General features: G+C 67.5%; 22 protein-coding genes. 11 read left to right on the top strand and 11 right to left on the bottom strand.

Going from position 1 to position 22,217, the window contains the following annotated elements; genetic code table 11:
* Positions 1 to 25: 25 nt before the first annotated feature.
* Positions 26 to 409 carry a hypothetical protein gene (locus ACNR9O_RS03865; protein WP_473682700.1) on the bottom strand — a complete coding sequence of 128 codons (384 nt, stop codon included), beginning with the start codon at positions 407 to 409 and terminating at the stop codon, positions 26 to 28.
* Positions 410 to 501: 92 nt separating this feature from the next.
* On the opposite strand from ACNR9O_RS03865, the gene ACNR9O_RS03860 reads away from it, so the two are divergent.
* The 3 genes from ACNR9O_RS03860 (at position 502) to ACNR9O_RS03850 (ending at position 2,947) form a co-directional block, all read left to right on the top strand.
* On the top strand, positions 502 to 1,380 hold the full coding sequence (locus ACNR9O_RS03860) for a 23S rRNA (adenine(2030)-N(6))-methyltransferase RlmJ (RefSeq protein WP_473682702.1): 879 nt from the start codon (positions 502 to 504) through the stop codon (positions 1,378 to 1,380).
* Between the two features lie 88 nt (positions 1,381 to 1,468).
* Positions 1,469 to 1,981 carry a Slp family lipoprotein gene (locus ACNR9O_RS03855; protein WP_473682704.1) on the top strand — a complete coding sequence of 171 codons (513 nt, stop codon included), beginning with the start codon at positions 1,469 to 1,471 and terminating at the stop codon, positions 1,979 to 1,981.
* Positions 1,982 to 2,038: 57 nt separating this feature from the next.
* On the top strand, positions 2,039 to 2,947 hold the full coding sequence (locus ACNR9O_RS03850) for a cation diffusion facilitator family transporter (protein ID WP_473682706.1): 909 nt from the start codon (positions 2,039 to 2,041) through the stop codon (positions 2,945 to 2,947).
* Between the two features lie 12 nt (positions 2,948 to 2,959).
* Here ACNR9O_RS03850 and ACNR9O_RS03845 read toward each other — a convergent pair whose 3' ends face one another.
* Complete coding sequence (locus ACNR9O_RS03845; RefSeq protein ID WP_473682708.1) at positions 2,960 to 3,349, bottom strand: VOC family protein; 390 nt, start codon at positions 3,347 to 3,349, stop codon at positions 2,960 to 2,962.
* A 16-nt stretch (positions 3,350 to 3,365) separates the two neighbouring features.
* Positions 3,366 to 3,752 (bottom strand): MmcQ/YjbR family DNA-binding protein, encoded by a 387-nt coding sequence (locus tag ACNR9O_RS03840; RefSeq protein WP_473682710.1) that lies wholly within the window; start codon positions 3,750 to 3,752, stop codon positions 3,366 to 3,368.
* A gap of 202 nt (positions 3,753 to 3,954) precedes the next feature.
* Between ACNR9O_RS03840 and ACNR9O_RS03835 the strand changes: the two genes are divergently transcribed.
* Complete coding sequence (locus ACNR9O_RS03835; protein WP_473682712.1) at positions 3,955 to 4,548, top strand: GNAT family N-acetyltransferase; 594 nt, start codon at positions 3,955 to 3,957, stop codon at positions 4,546 to 4,548.
* A 134-nt stretch (positions 4,549 to 4,682) separates the two neighbouring features.
* Positions 4,683 to 8,141, top strand: coding sequence for a transcription-repair coupling factor (mfd, locus tag ACNR9O_RS03830; RefSeq protein WP_473682714.1), 3,459 nt, complete (start codon positions 4,683 to 4,685; stop codon positions 8,139 to 8,141).
* A 119-nt stretch (positions 8,142 to 8,260) separates the two neighbouring features.
* Here the strand turns inward: mfd and egtD are convergent, their stop codons facing one another.
* Entirely contained in the window at positions 8,261 to 9,238 is a 978-nt protein-coding gene (egtD, locus tag ACNR9O_RS03825) for an L-histidine N(alpha)-methyltransferase (RefSeq protein ID WP_473682716.1), read from the bottom strand.
* 13 nt (positions 9,239 to 9,251) lie between these two features.
* On the bottom strand, positions 9,252 to 10,505 hold the full coding sequence (gene egtB / locus ACNR9O_RS03820) for an ergothioneine biosynthesis protein EgtB (RefSeq protein WP_473682718.1): 1,254 nt from the start codon (positions 10,503 to 10,505) through the stop codon (positions 9,252 to 9,254).
* Positions 10,506 to 10,735: 230 nt separating this feature from the next.
* Here egtB and ACNR9O_RS03815 point away from each other — a divergent pair, with 230 nt between their 5' ends.
* Positions 10,736 to 11,182: a DUF6491 family protein gene (locus ACNR9O_RS03815; RefSeq protein ID WP_473682720.1), complete on the top strand. Its 447-nt coding sequence runs from the start codon at positions 10,736 to 10,738 to the stop codon at positions 11,180 to 11,182.
* Positions 11,183 to 11,265: 83 nt separating this feature from the next.
* Here ACNR9O_RS03815 and ACNR9O_RS03810 read toward each other — a convergent pair whose 3' ends face one another.
* The 3 genes from ACNR9O_RS03810 to ACNR9O_RS03800 all read right to left on the bottom strand — a co-directional run bounded on the left by ACNR9O_RS03810 (position 11,266) and on the right by ACNR9O_RS03800 (position 14,457).
* Positions 11,266 to 11,625, bottom strand: a complete 360-nt coding sequence (locus tag ACNR9O_RS03810; protein WP_473682722.1) for a hypothetical protein — start codon at positions 11,623 to 11,625, stop codon at positions 11,266 to 11,268.
* A 112-nt stretch (positions 11,626 to 11,737) separates the two neighbouring features.
* Positions 11,738 to 13,933 carry a bifunctional 23S rRNA (guanine(2069)-N(7))-methyltransferase RlmK/23S rRNA (guanine(2445)-N(2))-methyltransferase RlmL gene (rlmKL, locus tag ACNR9O_RS03805; RefSeq protein ID WP_473682724.1) on the bottom strand — a complete coding sequence of 732 codons (2,196 nt, stop codon included), beginning with the start codon at positions 13,931 to 13,933 and terminating at the stop codon, positions 11,738 to 11,740.
* A complete protein-coding gene (locus ACNR9O_RS03800; RefSeq protein ID WP_473682726.1) occupies positions 13,930 to 14,457 on the bottom strand; it encodes an alpha/beta fold hydrolase in 528 nt (175 codons plus the stop codon). The genes rlmKL and ACNR9O_RS03800 overlap by 4 nt, the downstream gene beginning before the upstream one ends.
* 65 nt (positions 14,458 to 14,522) lie before the next feature.
* Between ACNR9O_RS03800 and ACNR9O_RS03795 the strand changes: the two genes are divergently transcribed.
* From ACNR9O_RS03795 to ACNR9O_RS03780, 4 genes are all read left to right on the top strand, one after another.
* The gene (locus tag ACNR9O_RS03795) at positions 14,523 to 15,098 is read left to right on the top strand and encodes an N-acetylmuramoyl-L-alanine amidase (RefSeq protein WP_473682728.1); all 576 of its coding nucleotides are present in this window, start codon (positions 14,523 to 14,525) and stop codon (positions 15,096 to 15,098) included.
* A gap of 70 nt (positions 15,099 to 15,168) precedes the next feature.
* Positions 15,169 to 16,050 carry an acyl-CoA thioesterase II gene (gene tesB, locus ACNR9O_RS03790; RefSeq protein WP_473682730.1) on the top strand — a complete coding sequence of 294 codons (882 nt, stop codon included), beginning with the start codon at positions 15,169 to 15,171 and terminating at the stop codon, positions 16,048 to 16,050.
* A 10-nt stretch (positions 16,051 to 16,060) separates the two neighbouring features.
* Positions 16,061 to 16,453 (top strand): putative signal transducing protein, encoded by a 393-nt coding sequence (locus ACNR9O_RS03785; protein ID WP_473682732.1) that lies wholly within the window; start codon positions 16,061 to 16,063, stop codon positions 16,451 to 16,453.
* On the top strand, positions 16,350 to 17,267 hold the full coding sequence (locus ACNR9O_RS03780; RefSeq protein WP_473700741.1) for an arginyltransferase: 918 nt from the start codon (positions 16,350 to 16,352) through the stop codon (positions 17,265 to 17,267). Before ACNR9O_RS03785 ends, ACNR9O_RS03780 begins: the two co-directional genes overlap by 104 nt.
* Positions 17,268 to 17,404: 137 nt before the next feature.
* On the opposite strand, the gene ACNR9O_RS03775 is transcribed toward ACNR9O_RS03780, so the two are convergent.
* From ACNR9O_RS03775 to purT, 3 genes are all read right to left on the bottom strand, one after another.
* The gene (locus ACNR9O_RS03775) at positions 17,405 to 17,581 is read right to left on the bottom strand and encodes a hypothetical protein (protein ID WP_473682736.1); all 177 of its coding nucleotides are present in this window, start codon (positions 17,579 to 17,581) and stop codon (positions 17,405 to 17,407) included.
* Between the two features lie 103 nt (positions 17,582 to 17,684).
* Positions 17,685 to 19,211: an FMN-binding glutamate synthase family protein gene (locus tag ACNR9O_RS03770; RefSeq protein ID WP_473682738.1), complete on the bottom strand. Its 1,527-nt coding sequence runs from the start codon at positions 19,209 to 19,211 to the stop codon at positions 17,685 to 17,687.
* A gap of 147 nt (positions 19,212 to 19,358) precedes the next feature.
* Entirely contained in the window at positions 19,359 to 20,540 is a 1,182-nt protein-coding gene (gene purT / locus ACNR9O_RS03765) for a formate-dependent phosphoribosylglycinamide formyltransferase (protein WP_473682740.1), read from the bottom strand.
* 149 nt (positions 20,541 to 20,689) lie between these two features.
* Between purT and ACNR9O_RS03760 the strand changes: the two genes are divergently transcribed.
* Positions 20,690 to 22,216 carry a transglutaminase domain-containing protein gene (locus ACNR9O_RS03760; protein ID WP_473682742.1) on the top strand — a complete coding sequence of 509 codons (1,527 nt, stop codon included), beginning with the start codon at positions 20,690 to 20,692 and terminating at the stop codon, positions 22,214 to 22,216.
* Position 22,217 lies beyond the last annotated feature (1 nt).

The raw sequence follows: 22,217 nt of genomic DNA, 5'->3' as shown, positions 1-22,217 counted from the left end.
CAGGCGGCCGCGCGACGCACGGAGTTCAGGCCGAGGGTGGCCTCAAGGGAGGCCTGGACGGCGGTTGCGGCGCGTCGACGTCCGCCCATGGCAGGGCGAGCCGGAGCGGCAGCGGATGAGCGGCGTTCACCAAAGCTACGCCGGCGAGGTTGGCCGGAACGTGAGCGCACGTGCAGTCCGGCGCCCAATGGCCATCGCCATGTGCATGCGGGGGCTGGGGTTGCGCATCATGCATGGCGTGCATGCCGGCATGCCCATCCATCGCCATCGCCTTGGCCGGCCCCGGTTGCATGGCGTCGCAGCAGCCGCCCGAAGCCCAGGCCATGCCCGTCATCAGCAGCCACGCGCACAGCGCCAGCGCGAACAAGGCGCGGGAGCGGCGCAGCGAGGGCAGGAGGCGACGGAACATGCGGGCCAGCATGCCAGCCGGTTGCGGAAAGTGACAACTCTGGAGTTGGCTTCATGCGGGGTAAGCCGCGAGGAACCCGTACAATCGCCGCCATGAATTATCGCCACGCCTATCACGCCGGCAACTTCGCCGACGTCCTCAAGCACGCCGTGCTGTTCGCGCTGATCGAAGCGCTCGAGGCCAAGCCCACGCCGTTCTGCGTGATCGACACGCACGCCGGCAGCGGCTGCTACGCGCTGGACAGCGCGGAAGCCGGCAAGACCGGAGAATACAAGGACGGCATCGCACGCCTGCTGTTCCCCGATCTGCACCAGGGCGCCAATGCCGGTCCGCTGCCGCCTTTGTTGCGCCGTTGGCTGGACGCCATCCTCGACCTGCCCGGCAATGAAGACGGCCTCAAGCTCTACCCCGGCTCGCCGCTGCAGGCCGCCCAGGCGCTGCGCGACACCGACAGCGCCCAGCTGTGCGAGCTGCATCCGGAAGAAGCCGCGCGCCTGCGCGAACTGTTCCGCCACGATCGCCGCGTGCACGTGCACGAGCGCAACGGCTACGAGGCCTTGAAGGCGTTGCTGCCGCCAAAGGAAAAACGCGGCCTGGTGCTGATCGATCCGCCGTACGAGGCGCAGGAAACCGAGTACCGGGTGATCGAGCAGGCGCTGAAAGCCGCGCTGCAACGCTGGCCGACCGGCGTCTACGCGGTGTGGTATCCGATCAAGCTGCGCAGCCAGGTGCAGCCCTTCCTGCGCTGGGTGCAGCATTGCGGCGCCCGGCGCGCGCTGCGCGCGGAGCTGCTGGTGCATCCGGACGACTCGCCGCTGCGCCTCAACGGCTCGGGCATGGTGATCATCAATGCGCCGTGGAAGCTGGACGAAGCGCTGCGCGAGCCGCTCAAGGCGATGAGCCGCCTGCTCTCGCAGGAACGGCCGGCCACCTGGCGCCTGGATTGGCTGATCGAGGAAAGCGCCGGCTGAGCACCGCCCGGCTCGCTACCGCAAGAACTTGACGGCGGCTAAGCTTGTCGGGGTTTCGCGTATCTCGCACGCGAACAGGAGACCGACCATGCGCACCGCCATCGCCCGCCCGTTGCTCCGCCTGCTGGCCGCCGCCCCGCTGCTGGGACTGGCGGCGTGCGCGCCGGCCCCGATCTACAAGGCCACCGGCACCATCGCCACCGAGCCGTACCGCGTGGCCGAAACGCCGGAACGCTTCAGCGATGCGCCGGTGGTCTGGGGCGGACGCGTGGTCGAAGTGCGCAACCTGGCCGACCACAGCGAAATCGAAGTGCTGGCCTATCCGCTGGACGGGTCACAGCGGCCCAAGGCGAATGACAGCGGCATCGGCCGCTTCATCGCCACCATGCCCGGCTACGTCGAATCGATGGACTATCCGCCGGGCGCGCTGATGACCATCGATGGCCGCATCAGCGGCAGCCGCGCCGGCAAGGTCGGCGAGGCGCCATACGTGTTCCCGCTGGTGAAGGTCAACCAGTCGCACGTGTGGACCGCCAGCGAGCTGAGCAGCGGCAAGAACAACGTGCACTTCGGCGTGGGACTGGGTGTCGGCATCCGCTGACGCGCCGCCTGTTCGCTTCATTCCACCCTTCATTAGAGCGTTTCAGGGAAGAACCCGATGTCCGGTCATGCGAATTCGTCTAAGGCGATCTTCCTGGCGCTTGGCGCCAACTTCGCCATCTTTCTCAGCAAGCTCGCCGCGGCGGTCTTCACCGGCTCCGGCGCGATGCTTGCCGAGGCGATCCATTCGCTGGCCGACTGCGGCAACCAGGGCCTGCTCCTGCTGGGCATGCGCCAGGCGCGCCGCGCGCCGAGCGACGAATACCCGCTGGGCTGGGGCCGCGCGCTGTACTTCTGGTCGTTCCTGGTGGCGATCCTGCTGTTCAGCGTCGGCGGCATGTTTTCGGTCTACGAAGGCGTGCATAAACTCGGCTCGCCCGAACCGCTGCAGCGTCCCTGGCTGGCGGTGGGCGTGCTGGTGTTCGGCATCGTGATGGAAGGCATCTCGATGCGCGGCTGCATGCAGGAAGTAAACAAAGCCCGCGACGGCATGGGCCTGTGGCAGTGGTTCCGCCAGACCCGTTCGAGCGAACTGCTGGTGATCTTCGGCGAAGACCTGGCCGCCCTGCTCGGCCTGGTGCTCGCGCTGCTGGCGATCATGGCCACCATGCTGACCGGCAACTTGATGTTCGACGCCCTGGGCACCATCGCCATCGGCGTGCTGCTGATCGTGGTGGCCGTCGCGGTGGCGATCGAGGTCAAGGCGCTGCTGATCGGCCAGGGCGTGGAGCCGCGCCGGCGCGACGAACTGCTCGCGTTTCTCAACGCGCGACCCGAGGTCGACGTGGTGCTCAACCTGATCACCCTGCAGCTCGGCCCCGAAGTGATGGTGTCGGTGAAGGCGCGCATGGCGCCGGCGCCGGACAACCTCACCCTGGTGCAGAACATCAACGCTGTGGAGCGCGCCATGAAGGCGCAGTTCCCCGACGTGGCGTGGAGCTTCTTCGAGCCCGATATCGCCGACTGAGCGCGCCCGGACTCACTTGCGCTGCAGCAGGTCCCACTTGTTGCCGTACAGATCCTGGAAGACCACCACGGTACCGTAGGCTTCTTCGCGCGGCGCTTCGCAGAACGTGCAACCGGCGGCCTTCATGTGCGTGTAATCGCGCCAGAAGTCGTCGGTATTGAGCAGCAGGAACACGCGGCCGCCGGCCTGGTGGCCGATCGACGCGCGCTGTTCCTCATTGGAAGCCCGGGCCAGCAGCAGGCGGGTTTCGGCGGAGCCGCGCGGCGCCAGGATCACCCAGCGCTTTTCCTCGTCCAGGCGAGTGTCTTCGATCAGCTCGAAGTTGAGCACGCGGGTGTACCAGGCGATGGCCTGGTCGTAATCGGCCACGAGCAGCGCCAGGGCGCCGAGATGCTGTTTCATCGATTCTCCAACTTGGTCAGGCCCACGGCAGCGGGCCCAGTTCCTTCTGCAGCTTCCTGGTGAGCTTGGCGCGCACCAGCGTGTAGGAGTCGCGCACCATCGCTTCCAGTTCGCCGGTGGCGAAGCGCTGCGGTTCGACCACGGCCACCCAATGTGCGCGGGCCAGATACGGCGAGGGGACGATGCCGGGCTGATCGGTCAGTTCGAGGAAGCGATCGTCGGCGACTTTCACGGCGAGGCGCTGACCGTGGGCCGACGGCTCGGCCAGCGTGATCGCGAACATCTTGCCGCCGACACTGAAGACCAGGTCCTCGCCCCATTTGACGTCGCGTGTCACGCCGGGCCAGGCGCTGCACAAGGCTTCCAGTTGACCTGCGCTGAGGCCCTTGCCGGTCTTGATCATGCCTTTATCCCTGCCCACGTCGCTGCTGTCCGAGCCAGACATTCTGGCTTGACAGCCCGATCCTGTCGCCCCGGCTTCTGCCGGACCGCAACATGAGTCTGCTCACGTGCGTCGCAAAGCCGCACCACAGCTATGTTTTGTTCATGTTGCAATGCAAACAATACGGTAAAGTATGGATATGGCCGCGAATATTCTTACCGATATGTCCCCCGTCACTCGGCGCCCCCTTCCCCCGCCCAGCAGCGAACGCTTCGCCCGCCCCCGGCTGGTCGAGGCCAGCGCACCTGCCAAGGGTGAACTGGTGAGCACCCGCGACGGCCGCGAGTTGCGCCTGCGGGCGATCGAGCCAGGCGACGTGGCCGCGCTGCAGCGTTGCTTCACGCGCCTGTCGCCGGAAGACATCCGCCGTCGCTTCCTGCACGCCATGTCCGAGCTGCCTGCGCCGATGGCGCAGCGCCTGGCGCGCACGGATCCGCGCTTCGAGACCGCTTTCGTGCTGATGGACGAGTCGGTCCAGCCCGCGGAAATGCGCGGCGTCGGTCGCATCTTCGTGGACGAGTCGGCCAACAGCGCCGAGTTCTCCGTGCTGGTCGAGCACGACTGGAGCCGCCAGGGCCTGGGCGCGCTGCTGATGCAGCGTCTGGTCGACGACTGCCGCAGCCGTGGCCTGGACGAAATCTGGGGTTATGTGCTGCTGGAGAACCGTCCCATGCTCGACCTGTGCCGCGAGCTGGGCTTCGTCCGCCGCCTTACCCCGGAAGAACCCGGCACCACGCAGATCTCGCTGCGCCTCTGATCCAGTTCGCACGCCCGCATCACGCGGGCATGCCATGACTTCCGACGCCCCGGCTTGCCGGGGCGTCCGCGTTACACTTGCCCGCTTTCACCGACGCGGCCCTCCCGGCCGGCGCCACGGAACGCCAGCGCCTCATGCCCAGTCCGATCCTGCTCCCGCCCCTTCCCACTACGCCCAAGCACCGACGCTTCTGGACGCCGCCTCACGGCTCGGCCCGCGCATTGCTGGTGGCCGAAGCCGCACGCGCGCACGAAGGCCTGCTGGTCGCGGTGACGCGCGACACGCAGCGCGCCCATGCGCTGGAGGACGAGCTGAGGCTATTCGCCGGCGACCTGCCGGTGCTGCATTTCCCCGACTGGGAAACCCTGCCCTACGACATCTTCAGCCCGCACCCGGAGATCGTCTCCCAGCGCATCGCCACCCTGTACAGCCTGCCGGCCACGCGGCGCGGCGTGCTGGTGGTGCCGGTGGCGACGTTGATGCAACGCATCGCGCCGCACAGCCACATCACCGGCTCGGGCCTCGTCTTGAAGAAGGGCCAGAAGCTGGACTTGTCCGCCGAGCAGCGCCGGCTGGAAGCGGCCGGTTACCGCAACGTGCCGCAGGTGGCGGAACCCGGCGATTTCGCCGTGCGCGGTGCACTGATCGACATTTTCCCGATGGGCACGGCCGAGCCGTACCGCATCGAGCTGTTCGACGACGAAGTGGAGTCGATCCGCAGCTTCGATCCGGAAACCCAGCGCTCGCAGCACACGGTGGAGAAAGTCGAGCTGCTGCCCGCGCGCGAGTTCCCGCTCACCGAACAGGCCGCCAAGGATTTCCGTGGCAAGCTGCGCGAGCGCTTCCCGATCGATGTCCGCCGCTGTCCGCTCTACCAGGACATGAAGGAAGGCGTGACGCCCGGCGGCATCGAGTACTACCTGCCGCTGTTCTTCGCGCAGACCGCCACGTTGTTCGACTACCTGGCCGACGGTTCGGTATTCGTGCTGGGCGAAGGCGCGCTCGAATCGGCCGAGCAGTTCTGGCAACAGACCGGCGAACGCTACGACCAGCGCGCACACGACATCGAACGCCCGGTGCTGCCGCCGACCGAGCTGTACCTGCCGCCGGCCGACCTGCGCGAGCTGCTCAACCGGCGCCTGCGCGTCGAAGTGGTCGAGAGCGGCCACGAGCACGCGGTGGATATAGGCACGCAGCCGGCGCCGGAATTGCCGCTCAATCGCAAGGGCGAGGAACCGGGCACGTCGCTGCGGCACTTCCTCGCCAGCTATCCCGGACGCGTGCTGGTCGCCGCCGATTCGGCGGGCCGGCGCGAGGCGCTGATCGAAACGCTGGCCGCCGCCGGACTGAAGCCGGAGAGCATCGATGGCTGGCCGCGCTTCATGTCCACCGACGGTGCCGGCCCGAAGTTCGCCATCGCCATCGCGGGCCTGGAACAAGGCTTCGCGCTGAAGCAGCCGGCGGTCACCGTGCTCACCGAGCGCGAACTGTACGGCGAGCGCGTGCGCACCGAACGCAAGCGCCGCCGCGGCTCGGCGCGCGATCCGGACGCGATCATCCGCGACCTCACCGAACTGACCATCGGCGCGCCGATCGTGCACGTCGACCACGGCGTGGGCCGCTATCAGGGCTTGGTCTCGATGGAGCTGGGCGGCACCGAAGGCGAATTCCTCACCATCGAATACGCCAAGGGCGACAAGCTTTACGTCCCTGTGGCCCAGCTGGGCCTGGTCAGCCGCTATACCGGCACGGCGCCGGAACTGGCGCCGCTGCATTCGCTCGGCGGCGATGCGTGGGAACGCGCGCGCCGCAAGGCCGCGGAGAAGGTACGCGACGTGGCGGCCGAGCTGCTGGCCATCTATGCGCAGCGCGAGGCGCGTGGCGGCGAGTCGCTGCCGATCGACCGCCAGCTGGTGGAGGAATTCGGCGCCAGCTTCCCGTTCGAGGAAACGCCGGATCAGGAGCAGGCCATCGACGCCGTGCTGCGCGATCTCGCCGCACCGCGCGCGATGGACCGCGTGATCTGCGGCGACGTAGGCTTCGGCAAGACCGAGGTGGCGCTGCGCGCCGCCTTCGCCGCCGCCACCGCCGGCAAGCAGGTGGCGGTATTGGTGCCCACCACGCTCCTGGCGCAACAGCACTATCGCAACTTCGCCGATCGTTTCGCCGACTGGCCAGTGCGCGTGGATGTGCTGTCGCGCTTCAAATCCACCAAGGAAGTGAACGAAGCGCTCAAGCGTCTCGCCGACGGCCAGATCGACGTGATCGTGGGCACGCACAAGCTGCTGCAGCCGGATATCCGCTTCAAGAACCTCGGCCTGGTGATCGTGGATGAGGAACAGCGCTTCGGCGTGCGCCAGAAGGAACAGCTCAAGAAGCTGCGCGCCGAAGTGGATCTGCTGACCATGACCGCCACGCCGATCCCGCGCACGCTGAACATGGCAATGAGCGGCCTGCGCGACCTGTCGCTGATCGCCACGCCGCCGGCGCATCGCATGGCGGTGCGCACCTTCATCAGCGCGTGGGATCCGGCCACCATCCGCGAGGCTTTCCAGCGCGAGCTGGCGCGTGGCGGTCAGGTGTACTTCCTGCATAACGAAGTGGACAGCATCGAGCGCACTGCGCGCGAACTGCAGGAGCTGATCCCGGAAGCGCGCATCGGCATCGCCCACGGCCAGATGGCCGAGCGCGAGCTCGAACAGGTGATGGCGGACTTCCACCGCCAGCGTTTCAACGTGCTGGTGTGCACCACCATCATCGAGACCGGCATCGACATCCCGACCGCCAACACCATCATCATCGACCGCGCCGATCGCTTCGGCCTTGCGCAGCTGCACCAGCTGCGCGGCCGCGTCGGCCGCTCGCACCATCGCGCCTATGCCTACCTGGTCGTGCCGGACCGCAAGGCGATGACGGCGGATGCGGAAAAGCGCCTGGAAGCGCTGGCTTCGCTGGAAGAGCTGGGTGCCGGCTTCACCCTGGCGACGCACGACCTGGAGATCCGCGGCGCAGGCGAGCTGCTGGGCGACGAGCAGTCCGGACAGATCCAGGAAATCGGCTTCGGCCTGTACACCGAACTGCTGGAGCGCGCGGTGCGCGCGCTGAAATCCGGCAAGGTGCCGGACTTCGATCTCAGCTCCGAACATGAGACCGAAGTGGAACTGCACCTGCCGGCGCTGATTCCCGACGATTACCTGCCCGACGTACACACGCGCCTGACCTTGTACAAGCGCATCGCCAGCGCGCGCAACGACGACGCACTGCGCGACCTGCAGGTGGAAATGATCGACCGCTTCGGCCTGTTGCCGGAGCCGACCAAGACCCTGTTCGCCATCGCCGGCCTGAAGCTGATGGCCACGCCGCTGGGCATCCGCAAGCTGGATTTCGGGCCGAACGGCGGGCGCATCACGTTCCGCGAGAAGCCCGAGGTGGATCCGATGGCGATCATCCGCCTGGTCCAGGGGCAGCCGCGTGTGTACAAGCTGGACGGACAGGACAAGCTGCGCGTGATCCTGGAGCTGCCGGGCGCGACGGAGCGGATCCGCAGCGCGCAGGAGATCCTGGTGCAACTTGGTGCGCGGCGGCCAGCATAAATACGACCGGCGCAGGTCGGGGGGAGCGTAGCGAACCCCGACAGCGTAGCCGCAACCTTGGGGTTCGCCCTCAGCTCACCCCGGCCTGCGCGGCTTGACTTGGAGAAGGTACGGCAAGCTCACCCGGCGCGGCGAACGAGATACTGCACGGAGAACAGCTCCTGCGGATCGAGCCACACCTTCGCCACCTCGAGCCCTGCCTTGTGCGCCATCGCGGCGAAATCTTCCGGCGAATACTTGCAGCTGTATTCCACCAGCATCGCCTCGTCCTCGGCGAAACCGGCGAGCATGCGCCCCACCCTGACCTTCTGCTCGCGGGTGCTGATGATGTGCGTCTCGATGCGGCCGGCCATCGCGTTGTAATGCGCGCGATGGCGGAAGGCGTCGAGGCGGAAATCGCAGCCCAGCTCGCGGTTGAGCCGCGCCAGCATGTTGAGCGTGAATTCGGCGGTGACGCCGGCACGGTCGTTGTACGCGGCTTCGATGCGCGCGGCGTCCTTCTTCAGGTCCACGCCGATCAGCACACCGCCGCCCATGCCCATCTCGTCGCGCATCGTGCGCATGAGCTGGATCGCTTCGCGCTGCTCGAAGTTGCCGATGGTCGAGCCGGGGAAGTAGATCACCGTGCGACGCGGAGCACGCGGCGGAATCGGCAGGCGCAGCGGACGGGTGAAATCGGCCAGCAGCGGCTGCATCGGCAGCGAAGGAAACTGGTCGTAGAGTCGCAGCACGCTTTCGCCCAGCGCCTCGGCGGCGATCTCCACGGGGACGTAGCAGACCGGATCGACGAGATGACTGAGCAGCAGGCGAGTCTTCACCGCGTTGCCGCTGCCGTATTCCACCAGGCGCACATCGGGCCCGAGGACCTGGGCGATCTCACCCGCATGCACATCCAGCAGGGCGATTTCCGCCCGGGTCAGGTAGTACTCCGGCTGCTCGCAGATCGCTTCGAACAGCTCGCTGCCGCGCTCGTCGTAGAACAGCCAGGACGGCAGGCGCTTGGGACTGGCGCGCAATCCGCGCTGGACGATTTCGAGCAATTCGCTGGCGGGTGGGCGACGATCGTCGTCGCGGGGTTCCAGGGCTTGCAGGCTCATGATGGGCGGTCTCTTACCTGTCGCGGGCGAGGCGCAGGCCGGCGAATTGCCAGCGTGCCTGCGCGGGGAAAAAGTTGCGGTAGCTGGCGCGGATGTGGTCGCGCGGCGTGGCGCAGGAGCCGCCACGCAGTACCCATTGCGCGTTCATGAATTTGCCGTTGTATTCGCCCAGCGCACCGGGCAACGGCTGGAAGCCGGGATAGCTGACGTAAGGCGAGGCGGTCCATTCCCACACGTCGCCATACATCTGAAGCAGGCCGTCGCCAGCGGACGACCGCGGCAGGCTCGCGCGCTCGTCCAGCAGATTGCCGTGCACCGGCTGCGCTGCCGCGGCGCTTTCCCATTCGGCCTCGGTAGGCAGTCGCGCGCCCGACCAGCGGGCGAAAGCATCGGCTTCGAAATAACTCAGGTGCGCCACCGGCGCGGAGGGGTCCAATGGACGCACGCCACCCAGCGTGTAGGCGCTGTCCAGATCGTCGCGCCAGTACAGCGGATGCTCCCAGCGTTCGGCCTGCACGGTGGCCCAGCCGTCGGAGAGCCACAGCGTGGGTTCGCGATAACCGCCGTCCTGCACGAACAGTTTGTACTCGCCGTTGCTCACCGGGCGATTGGCCAGCGCATGCGGCTGCAGCAGCGCGCGATGGCGCGGCCCCTCGTTGTCGAACGCGAAACCGTCGCCGGCATGGCCGATCTCCACGATGCCGTCTTTTCCGTCGACATAGGCCAGCGGCGCGGCCGGCGGCATCGGCTCGGCAGCGGCGAGGGCCGGATCGTAGGCAGGTTGCAGCGGGTTGCACCACAATGCGTGCTGGATATCGGTGAGCAACAGCTCCTGGTGTTGCTGCTCATGCTGCAGGCCCAGTTCGACGATCGACCCGAGCGCCGGCTCGACGCCGGCGGCGAGCCGCGCTTCCAGCGCATCTTCCACGCGGCGGCGGTAATCGAGCACCTCGTCCAGGCCGGGCCGCGACAACAGGCCGCGGCGCGGACGCGCATGCATCGGCCCCACCGTCTGGTAATAGGAATTGAACAGGTAATGCCATTCGGGATGGCGCGGCCGGTACGTCGGATCGCGTCCCAGTACGAACTGCTCGAAGAACCACGTGGTGTGCGCCAGATGCCACTTGGCCGGGCTGGCGTCGGGCATGGACTGAATCATCATGTCCTCGGCGCTCAGGCCGGCGCACAGGCTGAGCGTGCGGGAACGCACCCTGCGGAAACGCTGCGCCAGGGTTTCGGCGCGTGCAGCAAGCACGGGCGAACTCACCGGCACCTCCGCTGCAACGAAATGCCCTCTCGAACGTTATAGCAAGGGCTTGGCGACTCATGGACCCGCATACCCGCCACCATGCCGCAGCACCCGTTCACAGAGTGTGATCCGGGGATGGCAGCGGCTTGACAGGCGACGCCGAGGAAGCGCTCAAATGCGCGCGCACGCTTAGCCAGGCGTCCCGGCAACGGGCACAGGGAGTTCCATCCAACCGAAGAGGTATACCCATGAAAACCGTCACCGCCATGCTGGTGCTCGCGATGGCCGCCGCCAGCGGATTGGCCCACGCCGACGGCCCGGCGGCCGAACGCCAACCGATGCGCCCGGTCAGCGAATGCCTGCGCCCGGACCGCATCAACGAGTGGTATGTCGTGGACAAGCGCACCGTGATCGCGCGCACCGGGCCGGATCGCTATCTGGTCAAGCTCAGCGCCGACTGTCCGCGCCTGGGCATCGGCCAGCAGCTGCTGTTCCGCGCCAACGATTCCAACCGCGCGGCTGGCATGGGCGCCATCTGCGGCGAGGTCGGCGAGACCGTGGTCTCCCGCGACCAGCCGCCCTGCGCGATCCAGTCGGTGAGCAAGATCGACAAGGCGCGATTCGAGGACTTGGAGAAACATGCGACGCAACATGGCTTCATCAGCAACGGCGGTACCCCGCCGACGAAGCCGTAAGCATCGCATCATTGCAAGCAAAGAGCCCGGCCTAGGCCGGGCTCTTTTTTGTTGCCATGCGGCGAGAAATCAGTCGCCGAGGATCAGTCGCCGTCGTCGTCGTGGTAGTGACGATGGCGGTAGCCATCACGGTAGCCGTCGCCGTAGTAGCCGCGCTCTTCGTAGACGCGGCGCACGTAGACCGGACGCTCCACCACCACCGGCTCGTCGTAGTACACGACACGCGGTGCCGGACGGTAGTAGACCGGACCGGCGTAATACGCCGGGCGGTAGTACGGCCTGTAGTAGCCGTCGCTGTAGCCGACGCTCACGCCCGGCAGGTTGACGCCGATACCCACACTCACGTGGCTGCGGGCAAAGGCCGGTGCGACGGCGGCGCACCCCAGCAGCACGGCGGCGGCCAGGACCACGCGCTTGAGGCTGGAACGCTTCGACTTGTTCATGGCTTGCGGTCTCCGAGAGGGCGGCGGCAACGGGGTTTTCTGCCGTTGTCCGTCGATGTGCATGCTCGGGCTGAAGGGCTGAATCCGCACTGAGTAATCTGCTGGATTTTTCCTACCGTTTAGCTTGTTTCAGGACGTGCCGCACACTCGTTTCCCACGGCGAATCCTCCGCCTTCGGGCGCAGCAGCCAGCAACCATGGATGTCCGCACGGCGGGCGAAATCGAACGGGATGCTGGCCGCGCTCCAGTCCTCGATCGTGAAGCGTTCTTCCAGCGCCCCCCGATCCAGGGCGAAGCGCCTGAAATTGTTGGAGAACAGGATCACGCCATCGCCGGTCAGCCGGTCCGCGCAGGCCAGCAGCAGGCGTACGTGGTCCCGCTGCACGTCGAAATCCTCCGCCCGCTTGGAATTGGAGAAGGTCGGCGGATCAACATAAATGAGACCGTAGCGGTCGCGCTCATGCTTCAGGAATTCCAGCGCGTCCGCCTGCATCAGGCGGTGTTTCGTCCCGGTAAAACCGTTCAGCGCGAGATTGCGGGAAGCCCAGTCCAGGTAGGTGCCGGACAGGTCCACGCTGGTGGTGTCGCGCGCGCCGCCCGCCGCGGCGTAGACGCTCGCGGTGGCGGTGTAGGCGAACAGGTTGAGGAAGCGCCGTCCCTGGGCCAGTTCGCGCAGGCGCGCACGCACCAGGCGATGGTCGAGGAAGAGGCCCGTGTCCAGGTAATCGGTAAGGTTGACCAGGAAGCGCAGGCCGCCCTCCGCCACTTCCACGAACTCGCCGCGCTGGTCGAACTGGCCGTACTTGGAACCACCCTTGCCGCGTTCGCGTGTCTTCAGCGCGATGCGTTCGCGCGGCACGCCGAACACTTCGCCGGCCACGCGCACGATCTCGCGCAGGCGCGCCCGTGCCGTCTCGGCCGGAATGTCCGCCGGAGCGCGGTACTCCTGCACATGCAGCCACTGTCCGCCCGCCGCATTGGCGTAGACGTCGATCGCGGCCGCGTACTCCGGCAGGTCCTGGTCGTAGGCGCGCCAGCAATGGATACCTTCGCGCTCGAGGCGCTTGCGCAGATGGCGGAGATTCTTTTCCAGCCGGTTCTTGAGCATCTGCGCGCCGGGCGACAGCGGCTTGGGTTCGCGCGGCGTGTCGTCTGCCGCGCGCAGTTCGAACAGCAGCAGCACGGTTTCCAGCGCACCGTTGTACAGCGCGTACTTCTTGTTCGCGCGCAGCGGAATCGCATGCCCCAGTTCCGCGTCGCCGGCGAGCACAGCGGCATGCCAGCCGGCGAAGCGCTGCTTGAGCGTTTCGCCGAGCGCGCGGTACAACCGAGGCATCGCGTCGCGCTCGCCCAGGCGTTCGCCATAAGGCGGATTGGTGATCACCAGACCGCGGTCGAAGCCCGGCGGCGGCGACACGTGCAGCGCGTCGTGCTTGTCCAGGGTGAGGAAACCGGCCACGCCGGCCTCCTGCGCGTTGCGCTTGGCCGTCTGCACCATGCGTGCGTCCGCGTCGCTGCCGAAGAAACAGGGACGGAGCGCGCGCAGGCCGGCCTCGGCACGATCGCGCGCCTCGTCCAGCAGACGGCGCCACAGCGCAATGTCATGGCGCTGCCAGCCGAGAAAGCCGAAGTATTCGCGGCGCAGGCCCGGCGCCACGTCGGCCGCCATCAGCGCGCCTTCGATCAGCAGCGTGCCGGAGCCGCACATGGGATCGAGCAGCGCCCCGCCCTGCGCATAGATCGCCGGCCAGCCGGCGCGCAGCAGCATGGCGGCAGCGAGGTTTTCCTTCAGTGGCGCCTCGCCCTGCAGCTCGCGCCAGCCGCGACGATGCAGTGGCGTGCCGGCCAGGTCCAGCGACACGGTGGCGCGGTCGCGGCGCAGGCGCAGGTGGATGCGCACGTCCGGTTCTTCCGTGTCCACGTCCGGGCGCGAGCCATCGCGCTGGCGGAACTGATCGACCACCGCGTCCTTCACGCGCTGCGCGATGAACTGGCTATGGGTCAGCTTGCTTTGCGCGGTGACGGCTTCCACCGCGAGCGTGCCGTGCGCGGCCAGGTGCGCGGACCAGTCGATCGATTGCACGCCGGCATACAGCGCGTCGTCGTCGGGCGCTTCGAATTCGGCCAGCGGCAGCAGCACGCGGCTGGCCAGGCGCGACCACAGGCAGGCGCGGTAGGCGATCTCCAGCGAGCCGGAGAAGTGCACGCCGGCCAGCGCCTCGCGCGCCTCTTCCGCGCCCAGCGCGGCCAGTTCGTCACGCAGCAAGTATTCGAGCCCCTTCGGGCAGGTGGCGAAGTAGGCGCTCATTGGCCGCTCGCCAGCGTGTCGAGGAACAGGCGGAACTGCGTGCCGATGGCATCGACGCTGGCGCTCAGCCGGTGGTCGTCGTCCAGCACCAGCAGTGGCAGGCTCCGGCGGCGGGCGAAGTCATAGATATCGTCGAGCGGGCACAGGTCGTCGTGCCAGCCGTGCACCAGCAGCGTGGGCACGTCCTGGCGCAGGTCGAAGGCGGCGGCGTAGCCGGGGATGGCGGCGGGCGTGGCCAGCAGGAACAGGCCGGCGACGGGCCGCTCCAGCGATGCCAGACCCGCGGCGAACGCGCCCATGCTCGAACCTACCAGCACCGGCGGTGCATCCAGCGCGTCGATCGCCGCCCGCAAGCGCGCCACCCGCGGCGCCACCGAGCCGGCGTAGCCGCGCTGGTCTTCCTCGCGATGGTCGGGTCGCTGCGTGGACCAGCCCAGCGATTCGGCGATGGTGGCCAGCGCACTGACCTTGGTGGCGTCCGGGCCGGAATCCGAGCCGTGGGAAAGGATGATCTGGCCGCGCATCGCGGTCTCCAAAAGCGTCATAGGCAGGTTGCCTATGATACCGGCCCGCATGCGAGACTCGCCGGATGACCGATTTGAACGTCCGCGACCAGTTCCTGCCCTACGTCGAACGCCTGCCCGAACGCCCGGCCACGGCAGTGGAGCTGGTGGTGATCCACTGCACCGAACTGCCGGACCTGGCCACCGCGCGCGAGTACGGCGAGCGCATCGTGCACGACAGCGGCACCGGCAACAGCGGGCATTACTACATCGACCGCGACGGCTCGGTATACCGCTACGTGCCGGGGACGCGGGTGGCCCATCACGTGCGCGGCTTCAACCCGCATTCGATCGGCATCGAGCTGGTCAACCTGGGGCGCTACCCGGAGTGGTGGCACTCGGCGAAGCAGACCATGACCGAGCCCTACCCGGCGCCCCAGATCGCCGCGCTGCGCGCCCTGCTGGCGCACCTGCGCGAGGCATTCCCCAAGCTGCGCGGCATCGCCGGCCACGAAGACCTGGACCTGGCCCGCCTGCCGGCCAGCGACGATCCGTCCCTGGAGGTGCCGCGCAAGCTCGATCCCGGCCCGCTGTTCCCCTGGGCCGAGGTGCTGGCCGGCAGCGGGCTGAACCGCCTGCCGCCTCGTCCGGCGCAAGGGTGAGGACATCGCCGCGGCTATACTGCGCGCCGCGGCACGACCGCCCTCTCCTCTCCTCAGATCCCTTAAAGCCATGACGGAAAACCACGTCCGCGAGCTGGTCGACCTGCTGCAGCTCGAGCGCCTGGAAGACAACCTGTTTCGCGGCCAGAGCCGCGACATCGGCACGCACTTCGTGTTCGGCGGCCAGGTGCTGGGCCAGGCGCTGGCCGCGGCCCAGCAGACGGTGGATGCATCGCGCTCGGCCCATTCGCTGCATGCCTATTTCCTGCGTGCCGGCGACATCAACGCGCCGATCGTCTATAGCGTGGAACGCACGCGCGACGGCGGCACCTTCTCCTCGCGCCGGGTGGTGGCGATCCAGCACGGCCAGCCGATCCTCAACGGCTCGATCTCCTTCCAGATCGAGGAAAAGGGCTTCGAGCACCAGACCGCCATGCCCGAGGTGCCCGCGCCGGAAGATATCGAGCCGATGCAGCCGCTGCCGCCGGAAAAGCTGGCCAAGCTGCCGGAAAAACTGCAGCGCTGGCTGGGCGTGGACGCGCCGATCGAGTTCCGCCATGTGTGGCCGCAGGACAAGTTGCACCCGAGCAAGCGGCCTCCTTACCAGCACATCTGGTTCCGCGTGGCCGCGCCGGTGGGCGATGCGCCTGACCTGCATCGCGCGTTGCTGGCCTATGCCTCGGATTTCAACCTGATCGGCACCGCCACCCTGCCGCACGGCATTTCGTACTACACACACAACGTGCAGATGGCCAGTCTCGACCACGCGCTGTGGTTCCACCGCCCGTTCCGCGTGGACGAGTGGCTGCTGTACTCGTTCGACAGTCCGACCGCGCAAGGCGCGCGCGGATTGGCTCGCGGCCAGATCTTCAGCCGCGACGGGCGGCTGGTGGCCTCGACCGCGCAGGAAGGGCTGATACGCCTGCGCGAAGGCGACGGGCGCGCGGAGTAAACTCACGGCCATGCGTCAGCTCTATACCTCCCCACGTCCGGAAAACATCGATCGCGTCGCGGCCCTGCTGACCGAACACGGCATCGAATGCTCGATCGAGAATCGCTCCAACTGGAACAAGCGCAGCTACGAGCGCTTCAGTTACTCCCAGCGCAAGGAAAACCGCGACCGCTGGGAACAGGTGTGGGTGAAGAAGGCCGACGACTACACGCAGGCCCGTACCCTGCTGCGTGAGCTGGGCATCGAGCCGGTGATCCGCCATGGCGAGGAGCTGGCCCTCGCCCGCAATCCCACCCCGGATCTGCGTCGCCGCAGCGTGGCCAACCGGGTGCGGCGGATCGTCATGCTCGCGGTGGCCGGTGCGTTCGTGCTGGTCATGCTGCGCTACATGGGCGTCATCTGACGCTTTGCCGGTTTCCCGGGGCCAGGCAGGCGCCGGGGGCCAGGCCATCCCCCTGGAACTGAGACGCTTGTCACGGCAAGCCGCGTCGGACATAGAATCTGCCATGCGCTCCGACCGCGTCCGCCTCTTCCAGACCCTGCCCCACGCTTGCGGCTATTTTCCCGACCGCACGGCGCAGAACCTGGTGATCGACCCGGCGGCCCCGCACCTGGACCAGCTCTACGGGCCGGCCCTGGAGCGCGGCTTCCGCCGGGCCGGCGGGCACCTGTATTTCCCCTACTGCAGCAGCTGCCGGGCCTGTACACCCTGTCGCATCGACGTGGAACGCTTCCGGCCCAGCCGCTCGCAGCGGCGCTGCCTGAAGCGCAACGCCGACCTGCAGGTGATCGAGTCGATGGCCGGCTACAACAGCGAGCGCCACGCCTTGTACGAGCGTTACCTGCGCCACCGCCACCCGGGCGGCGGCATGGACGAGGCGGACGCCAGCGATTTCCGCCGCTTCCTCACCGCCCCGTGGAGCCCCACGCTGTTCCTCGAACTCCGGCAGGGGCCGCGCCTGCTGGGCGTGGCGGTGACCGACATATCGCTGCACGGCTTGTCAGCGGTCTACACCTTCTTCGATCCCGAAGAGACCGAACGCGGCCTGGGCACTTTCGCCATCCTGCAGCAGGTGGAACTGGCAAGGCGCCGGGCGATTCCCTGGATCTACCTGGGTTTCTGGATCGAGGGCCACCCGAAGATGGATTACAAGCGCCGCTTCCAGCCGTTGCAGATCCGCACGGCGGAAGGCTGGGTGGACATGGCATCAGGCTAGGGCGCAGCCACGTCAGCGGCCGCGACGCCAGCGCCGTAACCTCCGCAGCGCCACGAACGCCGCCAGCACGACCAGCAGATAGCCGCGTCCCGGCTGGCGGAAACCGATGCCCGGATTGTCGGCGCGCAGCGCGGCCTCTAAGGCTCGGCCTCTCCACCGAAGCTATAGGCCGGCTGTTTGTCAGCGGGGTTGCCGAGGGGCTTGGAGTTCTTCAGATAGGTGGCGATGGCCTGGAGATCGTCATCGCTCAGGTACTGCAGGCTGTCCTGGATCGCCTCGGCCATGCCGCCGGCGGCCTGTCCCTTGCCCGCCACCCGTGTGCAGGTATTGCACCAGTTCCTGCTGCGTCCAGCCGCGGGTGCCACCGGCGACGATGGCAACCCAGCCTGTCAGATCGAACGTGTCGGCGAGTCTCGTTTAGGACGATGACGACACAGTGCTATTCACGTTGGCTGGATACGGGAACAGCTTGACCAACGGCACCGAAATGCCGTCGTCACCCATCACGCGGCAATGCGCGCGGTCGAGCTCGCGCGGATCGTCCACGCCGCAGCTGTGCGCGATGATGCCCACTTCGCGCATCACGTTGGTGGCGTAGTGGTACACGCGCTCGCTCTTGTCGGTGACCACCAGGCCGCGCTGAAGCTTGGGATTCTGCGTAGTGATGCCGGTGGGACAGGTATTGCGGCTGCACTGCAGCGACTGGATGCAGCCCAGCGCCAGCATGAAGCCGCGCGCGGAATTGACGAAGTCCGCGCCCATCGAGAGCGCCCACGCCACGTCGTAGGCGGTGATGCATTTGCCCGAACAGATCACTTTGATGCGGTCGCGCAGGCCCTGGCGGATCAGCGTGTTGACCAGTGCCGGCAGCGCTTCGCGCAGCGGCAGGCCAACACCTTCCATCAAGGTCTGCGGCGCTGCACCGGTACCGCCCTCGGAACCGTCGACGATGATGAAATCCGGCGCTGTCTCGATGCCGCGACGACGTACTTCGGCACACAGATCGTCGATCCAATCCATGTCGCCGAACACGGCCTTGAAGCCGGTGGGCTTGCCGGTGAGGTCGCGGATGTGCGCTATCGCATCCATCAGTTCGGACACGCTGCCGATATCGAGGTGACGATTGGGACTCTGCGAATCCTCGCCCACCGGAATGCCGCGGATCGCCGCGATCTCCGGCGTCACCTTCGCCCCTGGCAGCAAGCCGCCGAGGCCGGGCTTGGCGCCCTGGCCGAGCTTGATGCTCACCATCTTCACCTGCGGGTGCTTGCAGATGTCCAGCAGCTTCTGGTCGTCCAGCTTGCCCTCGGGCGTGCGCACGCCGTATTTGGCGGTGCCGATCTCGAACACGATGTCGCAGCCGCCTTCCAGGTGATACGGCGCCAGGCCGCCCTCGCCGGTGTCCATCCAGATCCCCGCCTTGGCCGCGCCGATCGACAGTGCGCGCACGGCCGGCGCCGACAGCGCGCCGAAACTCATCGCCGAGATGTTGAAGAACGCCGAATGGCTGTAGGGCTCGCGCGCATACGGCCCCATCGTGATCGGCTTGGGCACGACGTGCCGCTGGGCCAGCGACGGGAACGGTGCGTTGACGAAGAACGGCACGCCCTCGGCGCGCAGGTCGCGGGTGGAACCGAAGGAGTTGGTGTTCTCCACGTTCTTTGCCGCGCGATACACCCAGGTGCGCTGCGCGCGGTTGAACGGCATTTCTTCGCGGTCGCTGGAATAAAGGTACTGGCGGAAGAATTCGCCCAGGTGCAGGAACCAGTAGCGGAAGTGGCCGATGACCGGAAAGTTGCGCAGCACCGAGTTGGCGGTCTGGTTGCGGTCCACCAGCCACACCACCAGCAGCACCATGACGCCGACCAGCAACAGCAGCATGAACAGCGCTGCGAGGGTCTCGACCAGTACCACCAGCCAGTGCGCGAATGCCGAAGTCTGCATGCCTTGTTCCCTGCGTGGGTGTAAGTCCGGTAGCGGATGCTCGCACAGGGGGCCTGGAGCGGGTAGCGGGGATGCGTCTCGCCGCGCCGGCGCGCGATATCGAAAGAAGCTGCGCGCCGCTGGCGGGCGCGCAGCTCGCCAACTCGATTACAGCTCGACGCGCAGCCTGCCCGCCGCGCGGATCGCCTTGGCCTTGGCCGCACCGATGTTTTCGTCGCGCGCCAGCGTCACCGCCATGCGGCGACGGCCATGCACCGCCGGCTTGCCGAAGATGCGCAGCTGGGTGTCCGGCTCGGCCAGCGCATCGGCCACGCCGGCGTAGCGCGGCGCCACGCCCTCGCCCTCCACCAGCACCGCACAGGAGGCGGCCGGGCCGAGCTGACGAATGGCCGGGATCGGCAAGCCGAGAATGGCGCGCGCATGCAAGGCGAATTCGGACAGGTCCTGCGAGATCAGCGTGACCAGGCCGGTGTCGTGCGGACGCGGGCTGACTTCCGAGAAAACCACGCTGTCGCCCTTGATGAAGAACTCCACGCCGAACACACCCCAGCCGCCCAGCGCGCCGGTAATCGCGGCGGCCTGGCGCTGTGCCTCGACCAGTGCCTTGTCGCTCATCGGCTGCGGCTGCCAGGACTCACGGTAATCGCCATCTTCCTGCCGATGCCCGATCGGTGCGCAGAAGCTGGTGCCGTCCTTGTGGCGCACCGTGAGCAGGGTGATCTCGTAGTCGAAATCGACGAAGCCTTCGACGATCACCCGGCCCTTGCCGGCACGACCGCCCGACTGCGCGTATTCCCACGCGGCCGGCAATTCGTCGTTGCTGCGCACGACACTCTGGCCTTTGCCGGAGGAACTCATCACCGGCTTGATCACGAACGGCAGTCCGATCGCCGCGGCGGCCTCGCGGTACTGCGCTTCGTCGTCGCAGAAGCGGTAGTTCGAGGTGGGCAGACCCAGCTCCTCGGCGGCCAGGCGGCGGATGCCCTCGCGGTCCATGGTCAGCCACGCCGCGCGCGCGGTCGGGATCACTTTCAGGCCGGCCTGCTCCAGTTCCAACAGCGTGGGCGTGTGGATGGCCTCGATCTCGGGCACCACCAGATCGGGACGTTCCTCAGCGATCACGGCGCGCAGCGCCTGGCCGTCCAGCATGTCGATCACATGGCTGCGATGCGCCACCTGCATGGCCGGGGCATGGGCGTAGCGGTCCACCGCGATGACCTCCACGGCATAGCGCTGCAATTCGATGGCCACCTCCTTGCCCAGCTCGCCAGAGCCAAGCAGGAGCACGCGCAGCGCGCGGTCGGTGTGAGGGGTGCCGAACGGCTTCATCTGCGGTCTCCGGAGGCGGGAAAGCGGAGCATTGTAAGCGGGCCGCAAGGCTGCCCGACGGCCGGCCGCAAGTCTCGCTGCATTGCGGATTGACGACGGCCTTAAGTCGGCATTCACTGTTGCCACACCGTCCCCCAACGGATACGCACATGCGCCCGACCACCGCCACTCTGCTGTTGGTGCTGTTGCTGTGTCCCGCCCCCTGGGCCTGGGCCGCCGACAGCGCGCCTTCCACCGATACCACCTGGATGAGCGTCATGCTCGGGGGGCGCAAGATCGGCCACCTGAAGATCGACCGGGAAACCTCCCAAGGCACGATCACGACCACCCAGGCCCTGTCCATCCTGCTCAACCGCAATGGCAAGAGCATCCCGCTCAGCAACATGATCCGCAGCGTAGAGAGCACCGATGGTGAGCCGCTCGCTTTCGCCTCGCGCACCTCGATGTCGTCCATGGACAGCACGGTGGACGGCCAGCGCCAGGCGGATGGCAACTTCCGCGTGGCCATCACGGTGGGCGGCGCCACCCGTTACAGCTATATCGCCTGGCCTGGCCAGGCGCTGCTCAACGACGCCCAGCGCAAGGCCATGCTCGCTGCCAGCAAGCAGCCCGGGCTGCACTACAGCCTGCAGATGTTCGACCCCGCCAGCCAGCAGGTGATGAACGTCGGCGTGGACGTGCTGGGCAACGAGCCAGTGAACTTGCCCGGCGGCATCGAGACGCTCAGCCACCAGCGACAGCGCCTGCACCAGGACCGCGGCGACCAGATCCTCGACTTGTGGCTGGACGGCCAGGGTCGCGCGCGCAAGGGTGTGATCTCCATGCTTGGCCGCCAGTTGGAGATGATCGCCTGCGACCAGACCTGCGCGCTGGCGCCGGAACAGGACGTGGACATGTTCCGCGCGGCGATGGTCGATTCGCCGCGCCCGCTCACACCCAACCTGCGCGAGTCGTTCCTGCGCTACCGCGTGACCATCCAGGGCAACAGCGACGTGCCGCTCATCAACACCGACGAACAGCGCGTGGTGCACCTGGGCGGGCGCGAGTGGCAGATCGACATCGGCAACCCCTACCCCGGCGGCGAGGCGCCGCCGCAGCCGGACGACCTGCACGCCAACGCGTGGCTGCAGTCCGACGCGCCGGCCATCCGCGAACTGGCCGCGCAGGCCGTGGGCAGTGCGGTGGACGATCGGCACAAGATGCGCCGTCTGCGCAGCTTCGTCAGTCACTACATCACCCAGCACGGACTGGACGTGGGCTACGCCTCCGCCCTGGAAGTGGTCGACACGCGCCAGGGCGACTGCACCGAGTACGCCGTGCTGCTGGCCGCAATGGCGCGGGCCGAGGGCATCCCGGCACGAGTGGTCACCGGCATGGTCTATGCCGACCGCTTCGCCAGCGCCTCGCGCGTGTTCGTGCCGCACGCGTGGGTGCAGGCCTGGATAGGCGGCCGCTGGCAGAGCTACGACGCGGCGCTGCGCCATTTCGACAGCACGCATATCGCACTGGACACCGGTGACGGCGATCCCTGGCATTTTTTTGCCGCCGCCAACATGTTCAACACGATGCAGATCAACGACGTCATGCCCTCCTGGGAGTTCATGACGCCCGGCCCGCCGCCGGTGGCGCCGGCCGGCCCCGTCGGCGGCGGCGGCGGCCATGGCGGCAGCCCATAGG

This window comes from Dyella sp. CR10, assembly GCF_055814425.1.
This window is presented reverse-complemented; position numbering and strand designations above follow the sequence as displayed.